11 protein-coding genes and 1 tRNA gene are annotated in these 18,214 nt (G+C 51.6%); 3 read left to right on the top strand and 9 right to left on the bottom strand.

The window, feature by feature from the left end:
• Positions 1-378 precede the first annotated feature (378 nt).
• From GP475_RS03460 to GP475_RS03420, 8 genes are all read right to left on the bottom strand, one after another.
• Complete coding sequence (locus GP475_RS03460; RefSeq protein WP_187975266.1) at positions 379-2,802, bottom strand: PEP/pyruvate-binding domain-containing protein; 2,424 nt, start codon at positions 2,800-2,802, stop codon at positions 379-381.
• Positions 2,803-2,839: 37 nt separating this feature from the next.
• The gene (locus GP475_RS03455) at positions 2,840-5,947 is read right to left on the bottom strand and encodes a thiamine pyrophosphate-dependent enzyme (protein WP_187975265.1); all 3,108 of its coding nucleotides are present in this window, start codon (positions 5,945-5,947) and stop codon (positions 2,840-2,842) included.
• Positions 5,944-6,639, bottom strand: a complete 696-nt coding sequence (locus GP475_RS03450; protein WP_187975264.1) for a class I SAM-dependent methyltransferase — start codon at positions 6,637-6,639, stop codon at positions 5,944-5,946. The genes GP475_RS03455 and GP475_RS03450 overlap by 4 nt, the downstream gene beginning before the upstream one ends.
• Positions 6,636-7,637 carry a polyprenyl synthetase family protein gene (locus tag GP475_RS03445; protein ID WP_187975263.1) on the bottom strand — a complete coding sequence of 334 codons (1,002 nt, stop codon included), beginning with the start codon at positions 7,635-7,637 and terminating at the stop codon, positions 6,636-6,638. The genes GP475_RS03450 and GP475_RS03445 overlap by 4 nt, the downstream gene beginning before the upstream one ends.
• Positions 7,627-8,598, bottom strand: a complete 972-nt coding sequence (locus GP475_RS03440) for a UbiA family prenyltransferase (RefSeq protein ID WP_187975262.1) — start codon at positions 8,596-8,598, stop codon at positions 7,627-7,629. Before GP475_RS03440 ends, GP475_RS03445 begins: the two co-directional genes overlap by 11 nt.
• Before the next feature lie 89 nt (positions 8,599-8,687).
• Positions 8,688-9,890, bottom strand: a complete 1,203-nt coding sequence (locus GP475_RS03435; RefSeq protein WP_187975261.1) for a cytochrome P450 — start codon at positions 9,888-9,890, stop codon at positions 8,688-8,690.
• A 1,166-nt stretch (positions 9,891-11,056) separates the two neighbouring features.
• Positions 11,057-11,130 (bottom strand) — tRNA-Met (locus tag GP475_RS03425).
• A 164-nt stretch (positions 11,131-11,294) separates the two neighbouring features.
• Positions 11,295-14,273 carry a UPF0182 family protein gene (locus GP475_RS03420; RefSeq protein ID WP_187975259.1) on the bottom strand — a complete coding sequence of 993 codons (2,979 nt, stop codon included), beginning with the start codon at positions 14,271-14,273 and terminating at the stop codon, positions 11,295-11,297.
• Positions 14,274-14,378: 105 nt separating this feature from the next.
• Between GP475_RS03420 and GP475_RS03415 the strand changes: the two genes are divergently transcribed.
• Positions 14,379-14,927, top strand: coding sequence for a PPA1309 family protein (locus tag GP475_RS03415; protein ID WP_187975763.1), 549 nt, complete (start codon positions 14,379-14,381; stop codon positions 14,925-14,927).
• Positions 14,928-15,017: 90 nt separating this feature from the next.
• Positions 15,018-15,686 carry a hypothetical protein gene (locus GP475_RS03410; protein WP_187975258.1) on the top strand — a complete coding sequence of 223 codons (669 nt, stop codon included), beginning with the start codon at positions 15,018-15,020 and terminating at the stop codon, positions 15,684-15,686.
• Here the strand turns inward: GP475_RS03410 and GP475_RS03405 are convergent.
• On the bottom strand, positions 15,683-16,741 hold the full coding sequence (locus tag GP475_RS03405; protein ID WP_187975257.1) for a YlbL family protein: 1,059 nt from the start codon (positions 16,739-16,741) through the stop codon (positions 15,683-15,685). The two genes, GP475_RS03410 and GP475_RS03405, sit on opposite strands and share 4 nt — an antisense overlap.
• A gap of 83 nt (positions 16,742-16,824) precedes the next feature.
• Between GP475_RS03405 and GP475_RS03400 the strand changes: the two genes are divergently transcribed.
• Positions 16,825-18,201, top strand: a complete 1,377-nt coding sequence (locus GP475_RS03400) for a zinc-dependent metalloprotease (RefSeq protein WP_187975256.1) — start codon at positions 16,825-16,827, stop codon at positions 18,199-18,201.
• The last annotated feature ends 13 nt before the right edge of the window (positions 18,202-18,214 follow it).

Below are 18,214 nucleotides of genomic sequence, written 5' to 3'. Positions count from 1 at the left end.
AGTTTTAGGAGCCCAAGGTTACAGGTTGAGTCCGATAAAATAAATAGTAAAGAAATTTTTTGTGACATTGGGTTGAGGTTGCCCCCTGGGCTCCCCTCCCTCGAAAAGATGACACCTTCTTCAATCCCTGAATTGGAACTGAAACAGAAGCTCGTTAAACGAGGCAACAGCCACGTTTAACGAGCTTCAACATCCCCCACCGATGACCGAGTTTCCGTCTGAAATCCACCCGTACCATCGCCCTGCATTTATCTCAGATGAGATTTCTGGAAGATTCATCGTCAGTAGAGTCTGCATTGGATCAGCGGCGATCGTTCCACATAAGACGGTGGCCAGTGCTAGGCTCTTGCGCATGACTCGCATCTCGATTGCCGGGTTCTAGTCAACGGGGCTCACCAGACCCTGCTCACCATCAACTAGAATACTCGTTCCGTCCTTAATCTGGCTCGTTGCGTTTCCAGTACCGAGAACTGCCGGGATACCATACTCTCTTGCAACGATTGCTGCGTGAGAAAGCGGACCGCCTATATCCGCCACGACACCGCCAGCAACACTAAAAAGTGGAGTCCATGTTGGATCGGTGAAAGGACAAACCAGGATGTCTCCCTTTTCCAACCTTGAGAACTCAGCTGGTGTGTGAATCACTCGAGCAGTTCCCACCACCTGACCGGGACTCCCTGGAGTGCCGGAGACGGTTTCAGTTCCGGTGAAGCCATCCTTTCGGCTCCACCAAACTGCTTCTGCAGTACCACGCTTAGAGCACCGTTTAGCAACTGTTTCTTGCAAAGCAGGATCCGGATGCTTGAGACCTTCGAGAACCTCTTCGTAGTATAGGAATCGGGTGTCTGCTAACCGCTTGATCGAGCCATTTCGGATCAGTCTCCCAGAAATCTCTTTCATGACTATTCGTGCGACAACGAACAGCTCCTCAATCTGGTACAGAGTTCCTTCGCGTCCCACATGAAGAGCGCGAAGCTTTCGAACGGTCTTGCCCCAAAAGGACCGTAGAGGACCAGGAAGCGAGTCCCTCACCAATGCATCAGCTGGGACCTTACCTTTTTTTGGATTGGTCTCTGATCGGAGCGAGACAGCAAGTAGCTCGAGGAATTGCTCAGGCTTCTCGCGCCACGACTGATTAGAAAACGGCAAGTACATCCTCGATGTCCTAGCGCCTCTTCGCTCCAGAAACTGCCGGATTTCGAATGCAAGCGCTGAACCTGATGGGTGAGAAATAAGTGTGCTGATGACATCTTCCGGAGGTGACTCCGAAATGATCTCATCGAGCCCCTGGTCACGAGCAGAATCAGCTAAGACAGAAATAGAAGAAGAGATATCAGCAGTTACATAGTCCAGATCCTCATAAAGATCCTCTACAGATATTGTTCCTTTTAGCTTAGCGAGCCAGATCTGGCGTTCAGCAACTCCACGCCAGACTATCATTGGTGCCAAGTAGTACAGAAATCGATCACACATGAGTGTAGATGCTTCAGCAAGAATATCCCTCAGTAGTTCATCAAGCTCATCATTGTCAAGCTCGGCAGATTGATTCGCCCGTGCTAACAGCTCACTCCTTCTCGAGGCTGCCGCCGCTTCCTCGGCGTCCCATGCTTCTGGGTTGTGAGACATACCCTTTCTGAACATAAAAGGGAGCTTAATCAAAAGGGAGGGCGTAATCTTTGGCGCGACCGCATGCACGCGGATGATGCCATCCGTATCACCAAGGATAAGTGATTCAGCCGTTGCAGCCTTTAGACCTAGCTTCCTCATCATCCTCTGGACTGCATTTTGCAAAACGTGCACGGCCACGAGATCAATTGGATAAGGGGCAGGGTAATGCTCGATCAGATCCTCCTGAAGCACCTTCTCCATGCGGTTTTTCGTGTCAAAATGAGGCTTAACCTTAGACACTACAGTAGTGATCGGACGTGATTGGAGCAAGAACAATTCTTCACCGCTGAAAGCCCACTCGATATCTTGCGGTGATCCGTAATATTGCTCAACCTTACGTCCAAGCTCAGCCAGAACGACAATTTGATCGTCGTCAAGTGACAGCCGTCCCCTAAGCTCGGTGGGAACATCGGAGACTTCAGTGCCACCTGCCACCATGTCGATGCGTGTTTCTTTGGACCCCACGGTCGAAGAAACAATCTCATGAGTTACCCGCGACAACTCGAGCGTGTCCGGCGTGACGGTAGCGGCGACAACGCTTTCGCCCAAACCATATGAAGCACTCACGAGCATATGATCGTCGTTGGTCATTGGATTTTGTGTGAACAACACACCGGCTATGTCCGCGTCGACCATCTCCTGGACCACTACAGCGAGTGCGAGACCACTATTCTCAATGCCTTGTTTAGCACGGTACTCGATAGCTCGCTCATTCCATAGCGAAGCCCAACATTCCCGAATTGCGTACCAAAGTGCGTTGATTCCACTTACTCCCAGAATGCTGTCCTGCTGCCCGGCGAAGCTGGCTTGTGCCAAGTCCTCGGCAGTGGCTGATGAACGTACTGCTACAACAGGTTCACCGAGTTCCGCATAGGCTGCCTCAACCGCGATCATCAAGTCTGCGGGAATTTCAAGACAACGAATTATTTTCTGCGCCTGTCCATAATCTCTAGCCTCCGCAGCTCGAATGACTGCTTCGCTCACGTCCTTCGAAGCAAGAACGTAAGCTTCTGTTCCCACCACAAAGCCAGGAGGAACTGGCAGCCCAGCATTGAAGCACTCTCCTAGATTTGCGCCTTTGCCACCGACTACGCCGATGTCTTCCGCGCCTACCTGATTAAACCAATAAATCATTGTTAACTCATTTCTTTCATCTCTTTTGGCTACGTCTCTAACGGAAGAAAATCATCGCGCTCAGTGCCGTCCTTGCAGATACCAACCCTTTTCTGCCTTGTCTTGCCCAAGCAAACAACGCTGAAGCAACGCGGACGGGTTTAGGGATCAGAGCAGGCATCGGTGGTTCGTTTTCCGTACATACGACATCCAACAGCATCGGAGATGGTTCCACGACAAAATCGTTTATGGCCTTTCGCAACTCTTGTTTCGTGGTAATTGTGCGACCATCCCAAGAGCGAGAGCGAGCAAATGCGGCAAAATCGGGGTTAATGTATCCGGACTCAAATTCGGGCCATCCGAAGAATTCTTGCTCATACCGGATTGCAGCAAGACCGCGATTGTTCAGGACCACACACAATACTGGAGATTCACAGTCTGGAGTAATCGCGCCAATAGACATTCCCATGCCACCATCTCCGACGACGGCAACCGTGGGCTGACCCGTAAACTTTACTCTAGCCAAAGCTGCTGGTAGTCCGAAGCCCATTGTTGCGAAATTCCGGGACCAAATAGTCGATGCATGATGCTTGCGAAAGCGGAACAGCCACAGGGTGTTAATTCCCACATCTCCGGTGAAAGCGAATCCACGGTCAGCCGGTAAGCTCTCATCGAGCTGCCGCACCACATACGAGGGTCGAAGCTTACCTGCTAAAGTGTCGACCTGCCCGGCGTTATCCCACCAGGTGCTCCGCATGTAGCTGAGTTGATGAGAATTGTCGCTTGCTTTCTTGATTTCGCTCTTCAAAAGTGCGGTGACAAACGTGGATGAGTCTGAATGTATACTTAAGGAATCAAATTTTCTAGAAGCTAGAGTTTCCAAATCGCTATTGACATCGAGCACAACCTTGCTATTACCAACAAGCTCGAAAGCAGCACCTCGATTAGAAACTCCCAACATCAACACTACCTCGGCTTCCCGTAACGAAGTGTTAGAGTGCCTTTGCCCTGAACTTCCGACATAACCACCAAAGCAGGAAAGTGAATCAAATTGCGCACCCGCCATGGTCGCTAGAATCGGTGCATCTAGTTTGGTAGCAAGTAAAGCGATTCGCTCCCTATCTTTAGCGCCTCCACCAACTAGAATGACCGCATTCTGAGCGCTTTCGAGGATCGCTTTGCATTGTTCAATCGAGCTGGGCTGAGGCAGCGCTAACTGAGAGCAATTCTGTGTCCGGTGAGTCCGTCTCTCTATTCGTGATACCGTGGCGCCCGATTGAATACGAACGAGGCTTACTGTGCTAGATGTGCTCGACGCTACCTTTGCCATCTCGACCAGCGTCTCACGCTCTTCAAACGAACCACAGAAGTTTGAATGTGCCAATTCAGGAAGAATGCGATCAGCACTAACATTCCAAGCTTCTTCATGAGCCACGAGAACGACCGCCGCGCCGTCCATAGCAGCATCTGCTAGAGGATTCAAGATTCGCAACAAAGTGCACTCATCGCGCACTTCAATAATACTAACTTCGCCAAGCGTCTTTGCTGCAGCAACAGCTTGCATCGCGAAAGATTCCTGGCTTTCAAGACGAGAAGTTGAAGTGCACGAGCTTGCTAATTGCCACCGTTGTCGACCGGAGAACTGCAATTCCTCGGGGGACCGCGAAGAGGAACGATGAGTCCTGAGAATCAGCATCTCAAAGGGGCGGAGTTCGTCCGGAGTGTGCAATCCTTCAATCACTCGGACATTCAGCCCGAGTGCCTTACCTTCCAAACAACAGCGCTGGACTTCCTCCTCATCAATTGCTAAGTAAATCACAGCGATGTGGCAACCATGTTTCAATGCAGTTGTCACCTCAATCTGACTCTCAACCCACCCTGCCTCGTCGACAACGGCAATATTGAGCCTCGTATTGTCAAGAATCGCGCCAGCGATTGCTCCAGGAATACCGTATCCCTTAGTTGCCGCGGCGAAAGAGCTCGTGAAAGTGCGGTTGCGTTCCTCCAAATGGAGGAATACGCTCTCCAAAACTGTTCCGGGTTCGCAGGAGATCAAGTCAGCCTCCCCACTCACCCGATTAATCAACGGAACTACATCGCTAAACAAGTCGTTACTAGCAGGAGGCGAGAACTCCACTTTTGCCTGTTTCATGTGCTTTTCTAGAAAGTCGGACGCGATAGTACCGCAAAGGTTGATGTACTTCCCAGTTTCAACCCTCCAAGATGGGGTCTTTGTCAAGTGGATTACCGCGATATTGGTAAGCTGATTTTCCAGTTCATTAGGCCAGTCACCCACTACAATTACTGCGACTTCGTCACCAGACCAAGGAAGATAGGTGGCACTCGGCAGAATTCTCCGACAGGTTGGAATTTTCCCCCAACCTGATCCTTGCAAGGATGATGGGGAAATGTATGCCATGGAGTAAACACTCTCGGGGAGCTCAGTTGGACTATTTCTAGAGTCTCCGAGAAGGATTACGCTACTTACGGCCTCGTCAATTATCGAAGCGGCACGTTCGACAGCAGCACAATTGGACGACCATTGTGAGGCTGGATGCAGGGTGGGAGTTTGATCAACGGCGATAGAGCACGGATCCATTAGCACGTCGGGGGCCGAAATAAAAACAACTGGGCGCTTAGAGTGCTTGGCGCGAGGAGCCACCACTTTGATTCGGCTTAGACCCGCAATACTTTCACAACGAAATATCCCATCAGCCCAGGGTTCCAACAACTTTTCGCCATTGAGGTCTTGGAAGCCACGCATCCCAGCCATCGAATGTGGGACCGTTCCGGGCAGCAAAACCAGCGGAGCCTCGTCAAGAAAGGCGTCTCGTGCACCTACTGGTAGGTGGCCTACGCCAGGTCCATTCGTGGCCGTCATAATGGCTGGTGTCCCAGATAGTTTACCAAAAGCAGAGGCCATCAGCGTGCCATGTGTTTCGTGGTGACATGTAACGACCCGTATCCCACTGTGTTTCCGAGCAGCATCAAATAGTGAGTTAATGGAATCCGCAGGCAAACCAAACATCACAGAAACGCCGTCTTGAGCTAAAGCTCCTAAAACATAGTCAGCTCCTCGTCGACCTCCAACAAGCTCATTTCTGAACCGGCCCCATTCAGAAGTGTCAGGGCCACTGGCGTCAGTTAATGCTTTGCGAAGCTTCATTCTGCCCCTCCTTTTAGGAACGAGTAGTTAGTGACGATCCCCTTACTTAATTCGCTTTGCGATAAAGCTTCAAAGTCGCTAGCGGTGACCAAATCGGCGAGATATGATGAATGAGGGCTGTTAAGGATTTCGTCGAGCACGTGACCTTGATTCCGTAACCCCAGGCTGTTGCGTACTGCTACGAGCGTTTTTAGGAATCGTTTGTACCAAATACGAGTTGTTGCATCAGTTGGGAGTGAAAGTTCCATACATGCGAATATTCCATTTGGACGAAGTATTCTGCAGACCTCAGTTAGCGATTGCAAAGAGCAGTGAAAGTCATGAAATGCGAATGCAACCACCACAGCATCAAAGCTTGCGTCCTCAAATGGGAGAGCTTCTACTTCCCCTTGAATCAGAAGATCATAGATGCTGCTTCTTCGCTTTCGTGCAACTTCAAGCATTGCCTGATTCGAGTCCAATCCAACTATCTCAGCACGAGGATGATACCGTCGAAGCGCAACTCCCATCCCGCCGGTTCCACAGGCGATGTCAAGAATGCTCTGTACTTCATTATGCGGAATTAGTTCAGCAGTTTCCCGCCGCCATCGGCCGACGTTACCTGCGCTGGCGATCGAGTTAACAAAGTCATACCAGGGAGCAATGCGGGTAAATAGCGACTGGGGTGTAGGAGGCCGATTGGATTTACTCATAGCTTCCTCCTTGTTGACTGGTGTAAGAGTTGAACCAGGAACTTCCCACCCTCAGTTTCGTGATACGGTTCTAACAGCGCTTTTGCCTCTTCGAGTGTTTGGCGCAGCAAGTCTTGACATTTCTGCAGGACCCCTGCACTAACAAGAAGTTCTGTAAGCATCGAGAATGATTCAGAACCAGCTGGTGTATCAGATGCGAGAAAGGAGAGCAAGTTTGTCCGATTTACTCCCTCGAGCAACTCAACTGCGACAACCAGAGGAAAGCTCGGTCGTCTGTTTCTCAAATCGCTTAAAAGGTCTTTGCCAGCTGCTTCTCGGTCACTGAAGAATGGCAAGAGATCATCCTGCATTTGAAAAGCGATGCCAAATTTCTGGCCGACAGTGAAGAATCTTTGCCTTTCCTCTCTACTAGCATTCGCAAGGATTGCTCCACACACAGCTGCGAGCTCGAAGAGCGAACTGGTTTTTCCCTCAATCATTTGGATGTATCTTGTGTAGCTGAAGTTCAAACTCGAGGTCATCTGCGACTCCAGTTGCTGTCCAGAGCACAGCTGCTGCCCAGCAGTAGCAAACTGGCTGAGAATTTCCAGCGCACTGCGAGGCTCGATTCCTAGATTGACAGTATCTTTTACCCAGGCTGTGGTTTCAAAAATAAGAGAGTCTCCGACGACTATTGCCGTACCCAGATCAAATTGAGTGTGAAGGGTAGGACGCCCCCTGCGCCATTGATCGTTGTCGATAATGTCGTCATGAACCAACGTCGCGATGTGAAGCTTTTCGATGCTGGCAGCAATGGTGACTAGCGCTCTACTCACACTTAGACCAAGTGCATTGGCGATAGCGAAGAGCGTCAGCGGACGAATCAGTTTTCCGTGCGGGGTGAGCGCGTATTGAACCGCTGCGCTTTGTTCAAGCTTCGGATTTATGTTGCTGAGTTCGCTCTTGAGCTCTTCGGAGCTGGTTGCCAAGAAGCCTCCTGGATCAAGCTCAACTTTCATTGCAGTGCCTTCCTAACCTAGTGTCGTCAATCGGTGTTTCGTCAGCTTGTTGAGGAAGGTGGTTATTGGCGCGCGAATCGGCTCCAATCGCGTCAGCGAAAATGATGATGAATATGCAGCACAGCGCCAACGTCCACCCGCTGGTGGAGAGATCAACAAGCACCACCAGGTGCGCGAGAAATACCACTGAAACAGCCATGTCCCATTTCAGAACTGAGTTAAGATACGCCGGAGAATCGCTTCTCAGTAACCTGGCAACATGCAGCATGGCTACCAATACCCATGGGATAGCTAAGTAGAGATTTGCCGGAGCCTGCGTCAAGAACACAACAAAAGGGAAGAGCGAATAGCAAATCCATGTAGCGCACACGGCGAACATTGAGGCCTTTTGGATGCTTCCAAACCTTGTAGCTGAGTTACGAATGCTGGCAATCATGTCACCCTCGTAATCAGGTACGTTTTTCACACAACCCTTGGCCATAAAAAGAAGAACAAGGTAGGCAAGCCAAATCCACCTGTGCTCCTCTAGCGGTGAGTTCCATTTCGCCCAGGTCTCGCCAGCGGTCACGGCAATGAGAAACGGATAGGCGATAACTAAGGAGAAGATCAATAAGCCAGAGAATGGTCGCGCTTTCAAACGTAATGGTGGCGCTGAGTAAGAGAGCAACAACAGTACTCCCACCACAGCCAGGATGAACGCAAGCCACCCAATGGACGCACACAATATAACTACCAATGCCAGCCCATACCTGACCATCCTCTTGAGATTCTTAACACCAACCGCATAGACAAGAGAGATACGTCCGGGAAGGTTACGAGCATCTTCCTCTAGGTCGGTGTAGGAATTGTGCAGGTTGGCTACCACCGGCATGATAAACATGGCCATTGAACCCGCAATAATGGCTAGACGCCAGTGCGTTCCGAGCAGTTCGATACCGAAGCCATAGGCAAGTATACCCACTAAACAAGTTCTTGGACGTGCCAACTGCCAAGATGCACCAAAAAGGGTTCCCAATCTCCGAGAACTAAAATTTTGAAAAGCAGAGCTACTTACCACTCGACCTGCATCCTCACTATTGCTCTGACAATCCCATCGTCAGTCACGATCGGTGTGGTACCCTCCGCGATACGAATTGCAGGGACCTTATTAGTAATAGAGTTCAGCAATACTGTTAATTCGCTGACGGCTAAACTTCGCCCCAAGCACTGGTGCGGTCCCCAACTGAAAGCGAGGTGTGACTTAACACTCCGCTCTGGCAGCAGACAATCGGGATCTTGGTAGATAGAGGAATCACGATTCGCCACGTCAATGGCGATGGCCACAAGCTGCCCTTCTTGAATAGTAATTCCGCACACTTCAACATCCTCGGTCGCAACTCTGATTCTTGGCTGCGCTTCAAAACTGACATACCTGAAGAGCTCATTGACAGTCGCCTCAGTTTTTCCCTTTCCAATGAGTTCAGTGATTCCATTTGGACGTTCCATGATTGCGTACATAGCGAACCCGAACATCGCGGCGGGGACTGTAAAGCCGGCAATGAGCACTTGAGCGACAATGCCCACCACTTCTTCAGCTTTGATGCTCTCATCTTTCAGTAAGCGCGAAATCATGTCGCCAGTCGGCAGTTGATACCGTTCCGAAACGAGACCACTAAGAACTTCGTAGACCTGTTGCAAAGCTGCGATACGCTTATCATCTTTTTCCTGCTTGCGAAAAGCCACCGCTGCGTGCTGGACAAGCAATGAGCTAACTGATTCAGGGATCTCAAGATAACTGCAAACTACACCTATCGAGTATGGAATGGAAACTGAAGTTATAAAATCTGAACCAGATCCGCTTGCCAAAAGCCATTCCAACCGTTCTTCAGCGATGGCTTCCATTGTCGGCTCGAATGCCCGAATTCGAGCCGGCGCAAATTCGCGGTTCACTGCCTTTCGCAATCTAGAATGGTCCGGGTCGTCTTTCATATGGAATAGCCCGGGTGCATCGAAGTGCCGGAGCGTTTGGGCGCCTGGCGTATTGGCTAAATCCACTCTCACCGAAAATCGTTTGTCTGCTAGAATTTGCTTTGCAGCTATATTTCCGGTGACCAACCACCCTCGATGCCCTGCATGGAAGTTCCATGGAACAATAGGCGCATTTTTAGACGCGTCAATAAACTCCGCTGGAGGGGAAAATGGACAAGCCCTTTGAGGGGCAACATCCATGTATGGAGATTCAACTTCTCTTTCCGAGTAACTTGTTTTAGACATTTTATTCCTAGATCTACGTTGTATCGACGATTTTCGCTTTAGCCGTAAACTTGTAGTCAAGTCCGCTAAGAAAGCTGTGCGTTACTGGGATAATCGGAGTCAAACGGGTTGCTTAAGTAGAGCCTAAAATTCCGCCTCATCTTCAATGTCGAACTCAACACAGCGCCGATACATTAAGAGCGAGAACCGCACCGCTCAGAACGGTCATGCCAAGGCAATTGACCCAAAACGCTTGCTTTAGGAAATTCGCTTTGAAATAGACGACAATAGCAAAGATGAAGTATCTGAGTACTCCCACAGACGCTGCCGTCTCGGTCGAAGCATTACCGAGAGCAGCCCCGACTGCTAGTCCTGCCGGTACCAGTAAATTGTTTCCTCCCACTCATCTCGGGTCCTTTCTAGGATATTTACCGACAGCTACCTTTGATCGGAAAATCATTTTCCTATCAAAGGTATTTCTTCAGGACTATACTCCCGAGGAGATCATTTGACTACCCCCTACCAATCTTCATTTGCCTTTTCCACAGTCTGTTTTTTACAGCAATCGAAAATCCGACTACGTCATGCTAGTAGAAAACCGGCCTACCGAACGCAGTTAATTTGCACGCGAATCAGCGGCTCACTAGACATTTTGCTTGTGAGGACCACGTTTACTTAGCTAAAAGCCCTTCTACTCGCTCGGATAGAAGCTTCAGGAGGCAGAGATGACTGATACGGCGAGCAGGGCAGGAGTCAACGTGCGCCACTGGTGTCACGGGGACGTTGGAAAGCATACGCGCCGCAAACTTCTTCAGGAGGCGGCGCGCAGTGTGGGCGCGAAGTAGTCGGCGAAGCAAGTGGCACGCAACACGAATATCATCACGGACCACACAGAGCAGAACGTCACACTTGGCCAGATTGACTGGACACGGCGTCGCGCCGGCTCGGTACCACACCACCGGATTCGGTATGCGGGACAAGCAGCACGACGGCTTTGCTTATTGAGCCCTGTGGGTCTCTCCTTAGGGGTGCGGGCGGGTGCGCCAGCATCCGCGCCATCAGGCCACGGGTGGGCGACGGCTACAGTTTGTGACGACTTTAATCCCAATTTCAGTCCCAAAAGCGATGTGATGTGTGAAAAGCAAAAGACCCTGACCAGTGTTTCTGCCGGCCAGGGCCTTTCTTAGTAGCGGGGGCTGGATTCGAACCAACGACCTCTGGGTTATGAGCCCAGCGAGCTACCGAGCTGCTCCACCCCGCGTCGTATGACCGTGGGTCATAGTCACACTCTTGTGTTTCTTTCCAGAATCACTGGGTGCAACGGGTGATACTGTACCGCCCCTCCCCTACTAACACCAAATCAGCAGGGTACGGGGCATATAGTGGACAACATAACATCGAACCCCTCGCTCCTCAAGCGAGGAACTATTTTCCTTCCGCGGCTCGGTACGCGTCTACTGCCTTGTCTAACTCATCAAGGGCTTTGCCATACTCTTCGAAACTGCCGTTTCGCGCCTTTTCCAGATTATCGAGTGCGGTATTAATTCGCTCGATAGCTTGTCCCTGAGCACCCGTTCCTGTTGCCGGAGCGCTGGGTTGTTGCGTCTTTGTTTCTTCTTTGTTCTTATCCTTATTAGCGTCACCACCAGGTACTTCATTAATGTCCTGGGCAGCTTTAGGATCTAACCCCACCTGGCTTAACGCCTCGGAAATTGTTGGGGCATAGCCCACCTGCCCGTTATAGGACACTAAGACGCGCAACAGTTTCGGGAAAGCAGACTGCTGGTTGGCGCGCTGAGAGTACACCGGCTCAACATATAGGATTTGCCCGTCCCCTACGGGAAGCGTCAGAAGATTACCATTATGCAGCTGATTAGTCCCTTCCCAGAGTGTTCGGTCACGGGCAATTTGGTCCGAGGACATCATGGTGTCCTGGGCTTGCCGTGGGCCTTGGGTCTGAGTGTTGGTGGGTAGCACACGAACTGTGATCTTGCCGTAGTTGTCGGGATCGGAGGATACCGCCATGTGTGCCGAGAGGAAGTCGCGCTGCAAACCACGGAAGGGGGTAATCAGCTGGAAGCTTGGTTTCCCGGTCTTCGGGTCTGCGGCCACCACATAATACGGGGGTTGGTCTAACTGGGATCGGTTGTCTGTGGCTGTTGGGTCTGCGGGTACTGACCAGAATGCATCGTTGGTAAAGAATGTCCCTGGATCATTGACATGGTAGCGGGCTAAGAGTTTGCGCTGAACTTTAAATAAATCTTCGGGGTAGCGTAGGTGCTCCCTCAGCTCCTTAGAGATCTCAGATTCCGGTTTGACCGTACCGGGATACACTGCTTCCCAGGCCTTGAGCACGGGATCTTCGGTATCAAACTCATAGAGTTCTACCGTGCCGTCGTAGGCATCCACGGTGGCTTTCACGGAGTTTCGGATATATCCCACACTGTCAGTAATCAGCCTCTGGTTGGTGCCATCGGGGTTGAGAGCATCCTCGGTAGCCTGGGTTAATGACGTTTGCTCCGAGTAGGGCAACGCATCCAGGGTGGTATAACCATCCACAATCCATTTAATTCGCCCGTCAATAACCGCCGGATAGGTCTTAGAATCCGTTGTTAGCCACGGCGCGACTTTTTCCACCCGCTGCCGGGGGTCACGGTCAAAGAGGATCTTGGAATCAGAGTGAACTCGTTCTGACAAAATCAGGTTGAGTTCCTGATACTTCATGGCAAAAACCGCACGATTAAAGAAGTTGCCGACGTCTACCCCACCGCGCCCACTGTAGGTGTAGTTAGATGTATCGGTGTCGTACTCAACTGGGGTATCTCCGCCAACAACTGCATAGTCGGCTCGGTCCTTAGCACCAGCAATAACCGGTCCATAGTAGATTCGGGGCTGATCAACCTTAATGCCCAATTGTTCTGATTGACGGCTCTGCGCACCAGATTCATTTGATTGAAGATCAGAAACTGTGTAAACCGGGTATCCGCCGCGGGTGGATCCTACATCTCGGGCCACTTCATCTACCTGGTTAGCCGGGGCAGCAATAAACCCGTTCCCGTGAGTGTAGACCGTGTGGCGATTAATCCATCCAGACTGGTTCTCCTGCAAGGCGTTCGGGTCCAATTCCCTCGCAGCCACCACGAAGTCCCGCAACTGCCCATCAACTTGGTAACGGTCTATAGATAAAGTATCCGGGAAACCATAGAAGTTTCGCAGCTGTTGCTGCTGGGTAAAGGTTGGGGTCAAAATCTCTGGATCGAGCAACCGGATATTGGAGATCGTTGCAACATCATTAGCTACCGCACGTTTCACCTGATCCGGGTTTTCTTGAGCGGAGTTACTCTTAGCACCCCAATTGTCTTGGTATTCCACTTTGTCATCAGTCAACCCATAGGCCTGGCGCGTCGCGTCGATATTGCGGGCAATATACTGCGATTCCTTTTCAGCGCGGTTGGGGCTGACCGAGAATCGCTCCAGCAACATGGGCCAAGCTGAGCCCACCACCAGGGAGCTGAGAACCAGCAGGACTGTTGCCAAAGCTGGGATACGAAGATCGCGGAACACGATAGCGCTGAAGAAAGCTACAGCTACTAATGCCGCAATAATCATCATGATGATCTTTGCTGGGAGTACGGCATTAATATCGGTGTAGGCTGCTCCGGTGAAGATGTCATGCTTACGGTTGAGCAGGTCATAGCGGTCAAGCCAATAGGAAGCTACCCGAAGCAGCATCCATAGCCCACCGGTTAGAGCTAATTGCATCCGGGCAGCGGGGCTAACGTAGCCGTTGATTCCGGCCATTTTGTTCCCGATTTGGATGCCACCGGTAAGGTAGTGCCCCACTAAAGCGATCAAGAAAGCCACGATGAGAAGCATCGAGAAACCGTCGACGATAATGCGCCACATCGGCAGACGGAAGGCGTAGAAACCAAGGTCGTTGCCAAATTGAGCGTCGGTGGTACCGAAATCTCCACCTTCTAGGAACATCAATACCGTGCGCCATTGGGCTTGTCCGACAAAACCGGCAAAAAAGCCAATTAAGGCTGGGAGCACAACGAGAACGGAATGAAGACTGCGCTCGATGGCGGTTCGGTAGTGATGGATGGGTGACCGAGGATCAAGGTGGTTAATATCACGCGGCCGAACCTTCCACGTCAACAAACACGCGAGGAAGATCACACCCCCGGATACGACGGCAAAGATGAAGAAGAGGGCTATGCGAGTGAAGAGTGTTTTCGTAAACACCTCGCGATAGTCCACTTCTCCGAACCATAACCAGTCGGTGTACGCGCCTATGAGAACCGGGCCAAGAATCAAAAGCACAGCGATAACGCCGATGATCCAAGCCAAGATGCGAGGGGGACGCTTGAGACGGGGGGACGGCTGCGGCATTTCTGTCGCCAACGTCAGGCTCCTTTATCGAGGAAACGGGTGTATTCTCCTTACTTTACGGGCATTGGGAAACTTATTTCTAGTTTTGTTTTCACTAAGGAGGATTACGTGAACGGGATGAACCCCCACGGCGATGCCGACTCTCCTCAAGCCTTAAATAGAGCGATGCTTGAGGCGGTAGACTTCATCCACGCCGAAGGGTGGGATGCTGCCACCCCAACGCTTTTTGCGTTAGTGCGCTCAGAGTTGCTCGGCGCTGATTTTTATCATCCCGACGATGACGTCTCACCGCTGAGTTTGGTGGTTCAAGACGCCTTGCCGTCCCACATCAACCACAGCTCTCCCGAGTTAGCTGACTACCTCAGCCGCACCGTGTGGCCAAAAACTATTTCAGGAATCATCCTTTCCCAAGAAATCCGTTATCGTGATGCGTCCGACGCCACCATGACCGAACCTCGCCCGGCGCGGCTTTTCTCTGGAGTTCTCCGGTCCGGCCCAGAACTTACCTTGTTGCAGCTAAAACCCACCGAGGAGGAGGTAGCTAACGAAGGTCCTTTTGCCGAGGACAAAGTAGAACTGCGAGGTGGCTCAGAAATAGCCCCGGAAGTTATTGCTGCTTTGCGCTATAGCTTGGAACAAGACCCCAACTTCGGAGATGACAGCTAATTGGAGTTGTTGCCCCCTACCCCACGGCAGTTAAGCTTGACTATAGATTATTGATATTGGTCCTCCCCTACCCCCAATGAAGGAGTCCCTGTGCCTACGTCGCCGCCCGGCCGCATTAGTATCCGTCGGACCTTATATTCCTTGCGGAAAGCGGCGATTGTTGCTGTGCTACCTGCTTTCGCACTTAGCGCCTGCCACGCAGGTCCTGACCCCCACGGGCCAGACAACCCCCAAGAAGATTCACCCAACACCACTAGCCAAGTATCGACGAGCACGTCCCCTAGCACCACTACCAGCAGCGCCTCTGACGCTGAATCTCAGGTATCACACGTCCGCGAGGTTTTTTCTTCCCTCGCCCCGGCGAGCGTGTTCGACAAATTTGAAAGCTGCAGCGCCAGCGGAATCAACGAATCTTTCCAGTGTTCGGGACCGGAAATCGGGCAATTCCAGTTTTTTAAGTCCTCCGCTAAAGCCGCGTCTACCACTCAACTCTTAACGGAGTTGAGGTCTTCTCGGGTAGTAGAAGATAGTGGCTCCAGGGTGGTGGGATGGTCCACTTTGGGCACCACGGCAGTTATCACCGTAGTCGATAACAATAAAGGCCTGGTGATGCAGCAAATGGTGTCTTCCGATCAAGTAGACCCCGAGGCAAGGATCAAAGAATTAGGTCTTGTCAAAGAAGGGGATGCATCTACCTTAAGACCCCATAACGCAGATAAGTCACAGCGCAGCAGCGCTCCCTCGGAGCCGAAGAGTTAGCGACTCTGGCAGGTGCGGACGTCGCCTCCCTCGGAATAGGCTTTCATCTGCTGGATTGCATCGCTGAGACTAGTGACTTCTGCTACCACCATGGTGCCGTGATCCTGGCTCATAGCCTCTGCACAATTATCCTTCGGGGCCAAGAAAAGTTCAGCCCCCAGATCCTCAGCTGCTTTCATCTTGTGGGTGATACCCCCAATGGGCCCCACGGAACCATCTGCGGAAATCGTTCCGGTTCCGGCCACAAACTTTCCTCCATTAAGTAACCCCGGGCTGAGCTTATCCACAACTGCCAGGGAAAACATCATCCCGGCACTGGGCCCACCTACTTCATTAAGGTTGTAATGAATGCGCACCCCATCGGCCGGAACCGACACCATCGTTATTCCCAGTAAAGGCTTCCCCGGAGAGTCAGGGTTTTCTCCCAAGTTCAGAGTCAACGTAGCTCGGCTCTGATCTTGATGCTTAATATCCAGGGTGATTTTCTCACCCGGCTGGTAGTGCGAAACTTGTTCTTGCGCCTCTGCGGGAGTGGCAACTGGGGTGCCGTTGATGCTGATGATGCGGTCCCCGGATACTAGCTGCCCCTCTGCCGCAGAATCAGGTTTGACCTCAACAACCTGCACCTCAACCTTACGATGCAAATAGTTCATAGCCGCCAACGTGGCAGCTGTCTCGGAATTTGCGAAAGCTGCCTTATTCCGCTCTTGGACGTCTTCTTGACTCTCGCCGGGTTGGAAAATGGTATCGAGCGGGACGATACTGTCGCCTTGAGCCCACCGAGACACCACCTGCGGTACGGTCATCCCGGTTCGCACCGACACGGTTGTCATATTGAGATTCCCGCTAGTGGGATCGGTGTTTTCCCCATCAATCTCCACTACTTCTTTCCCCTCAATTTCTCCCAGCGTATTAAAACTCGGGCCCGGCCCTTCCGCCGCATAGGGCACGGTTAAAGAAATATTTGTCCCAGGAATATGATCCATTCCCACGAGGGCACCAAGCACAACTACCGGGATGGCTCCACAGATGATGGTTCTCAATCGACGTGACACGAACAATCACACTACCCGGCTGTTCGCTGAGAGCATAGCCGCCGCCATAGCTATTTTGATGTTTTGGTCGGTACTGTAAAGGCATGAGTACCCATGGATTCGGATTCTCCTTTGGCAATAATGATGACGACGATGACCGCGAGCATCGCGAAAACCAGAACCAGAATCCCTTCGGAGCGTTCGGATTTTCCACTGGGGGCGCCGGGGGGTTAGGCGATATTCTTAATCAATTTGGGCAGATGTTGTCTGGGATGGGGTCGTCGATGAATTCTCGCGAACCCAATCCGCCGGTGAACTATGACATGGCTGAGCGAATAGCTAAGCAACAAACCGGGAAAGCTGCCTCAATAAATTCCCAGGAAAAAGCCGCGGTGGAAGATTCTGTGCGTCTGGCGGAGTTGTGGCTGGATGAATTTACCGAATTACCGACTTCTGGCGGCAGTATCGAGGCATGGAACGCTGCCGACTATTTAGAGCGCACCTTACCGATGTGGAAACGCATGGTGACCCCGGTGGCGAAGAATATGAACGAGGCCCAGCTCGCGTCTTTGCCGGAAGAAGCCCGCGAAATGATGGGCCCGATGTTATCCATGATGAATCACATGTCCGGGATGAACTTTGGGATGCAGTTGGGGCATGCCCTCGGTGAAATATCTACTCAGGCGTTGACCGGTTCTGATTTTGGGTTACCGGTAGCGCCAGAGGGAGTAATTGCACTACTGCCCGCGCATATCCAGAAAATAGCGAACGATCTCGAAATTAATTCTCGCGACGTTATGGTGTATATCAGCGCCCGGGAAGCTGCTCGCCAACGGCTGTTCCGACATGTGCCGTGGCTGGTGGAAAGACTCGTCTCCTCAGTAGAAGAATATGCTGCTGGTTTGGTTATTGATACCTCGCATATTGAAGAAGCAGCGCGAGGCTTGAACTTAGAATCAGGAGATCCCGCACAGATCCAAGAAGCAATGCAACAGCTGCAGAATATGGATCTTTCTCCTAAGATCACCTCTCGAAACGCCGCAGCGGTATCACGCCTCGAAACGCTCCTGGCATTAGTTGAAGGATGGGTAGAGTTTGTAGTTACCCAAGCCATGGGGAACCGCATTCCGGCCACCGCGGCCTTAAACGAAGCGTGGCGACGTCGACGAGCAACAGGTGGTTCAGCGGAGCAAGCTTTCGCGAAAGTCGTCGGCATCGAATTTAATGCCCCCAAGGTGGCTGAAGCCATGGAACTGTGGAGCCGGGTTGAGGTTGCCGTCGGAACTCAAAGGCGAGATGCCGTGTGGGAACACCCGGATTTCATGCCCTCCGCTGAAGATCTAGAGAACTCTGCGGAGTTTATTGATGGGCTTCTCGGCGAAAACGATGGGGTAGAGTTTGATCCGATAGGTGAGATCGAGCGCCTAGAGCGAGAAAAGAATGAGGGCGATGAACAGGGGAAAGAGGAGGAAGAAAAATAAAGTTGAGTCTGGT

The organism is Corynebacterium poyangense (genome assembly GCF_014522205.1).
GTDB classification, from domain to species: domain Bacteria; phylum Actinomycetota; class Actinomycetes; order Mycobacteriales; family Mycobacteriaceae; genus Corynebacterium; species Corynebacterium poyangense.
The sequence above is the reverse complement of the archived record's forward strand: the minus strand, read 5'-3'. Positions and strand labels throughout refer to the sequence as shown.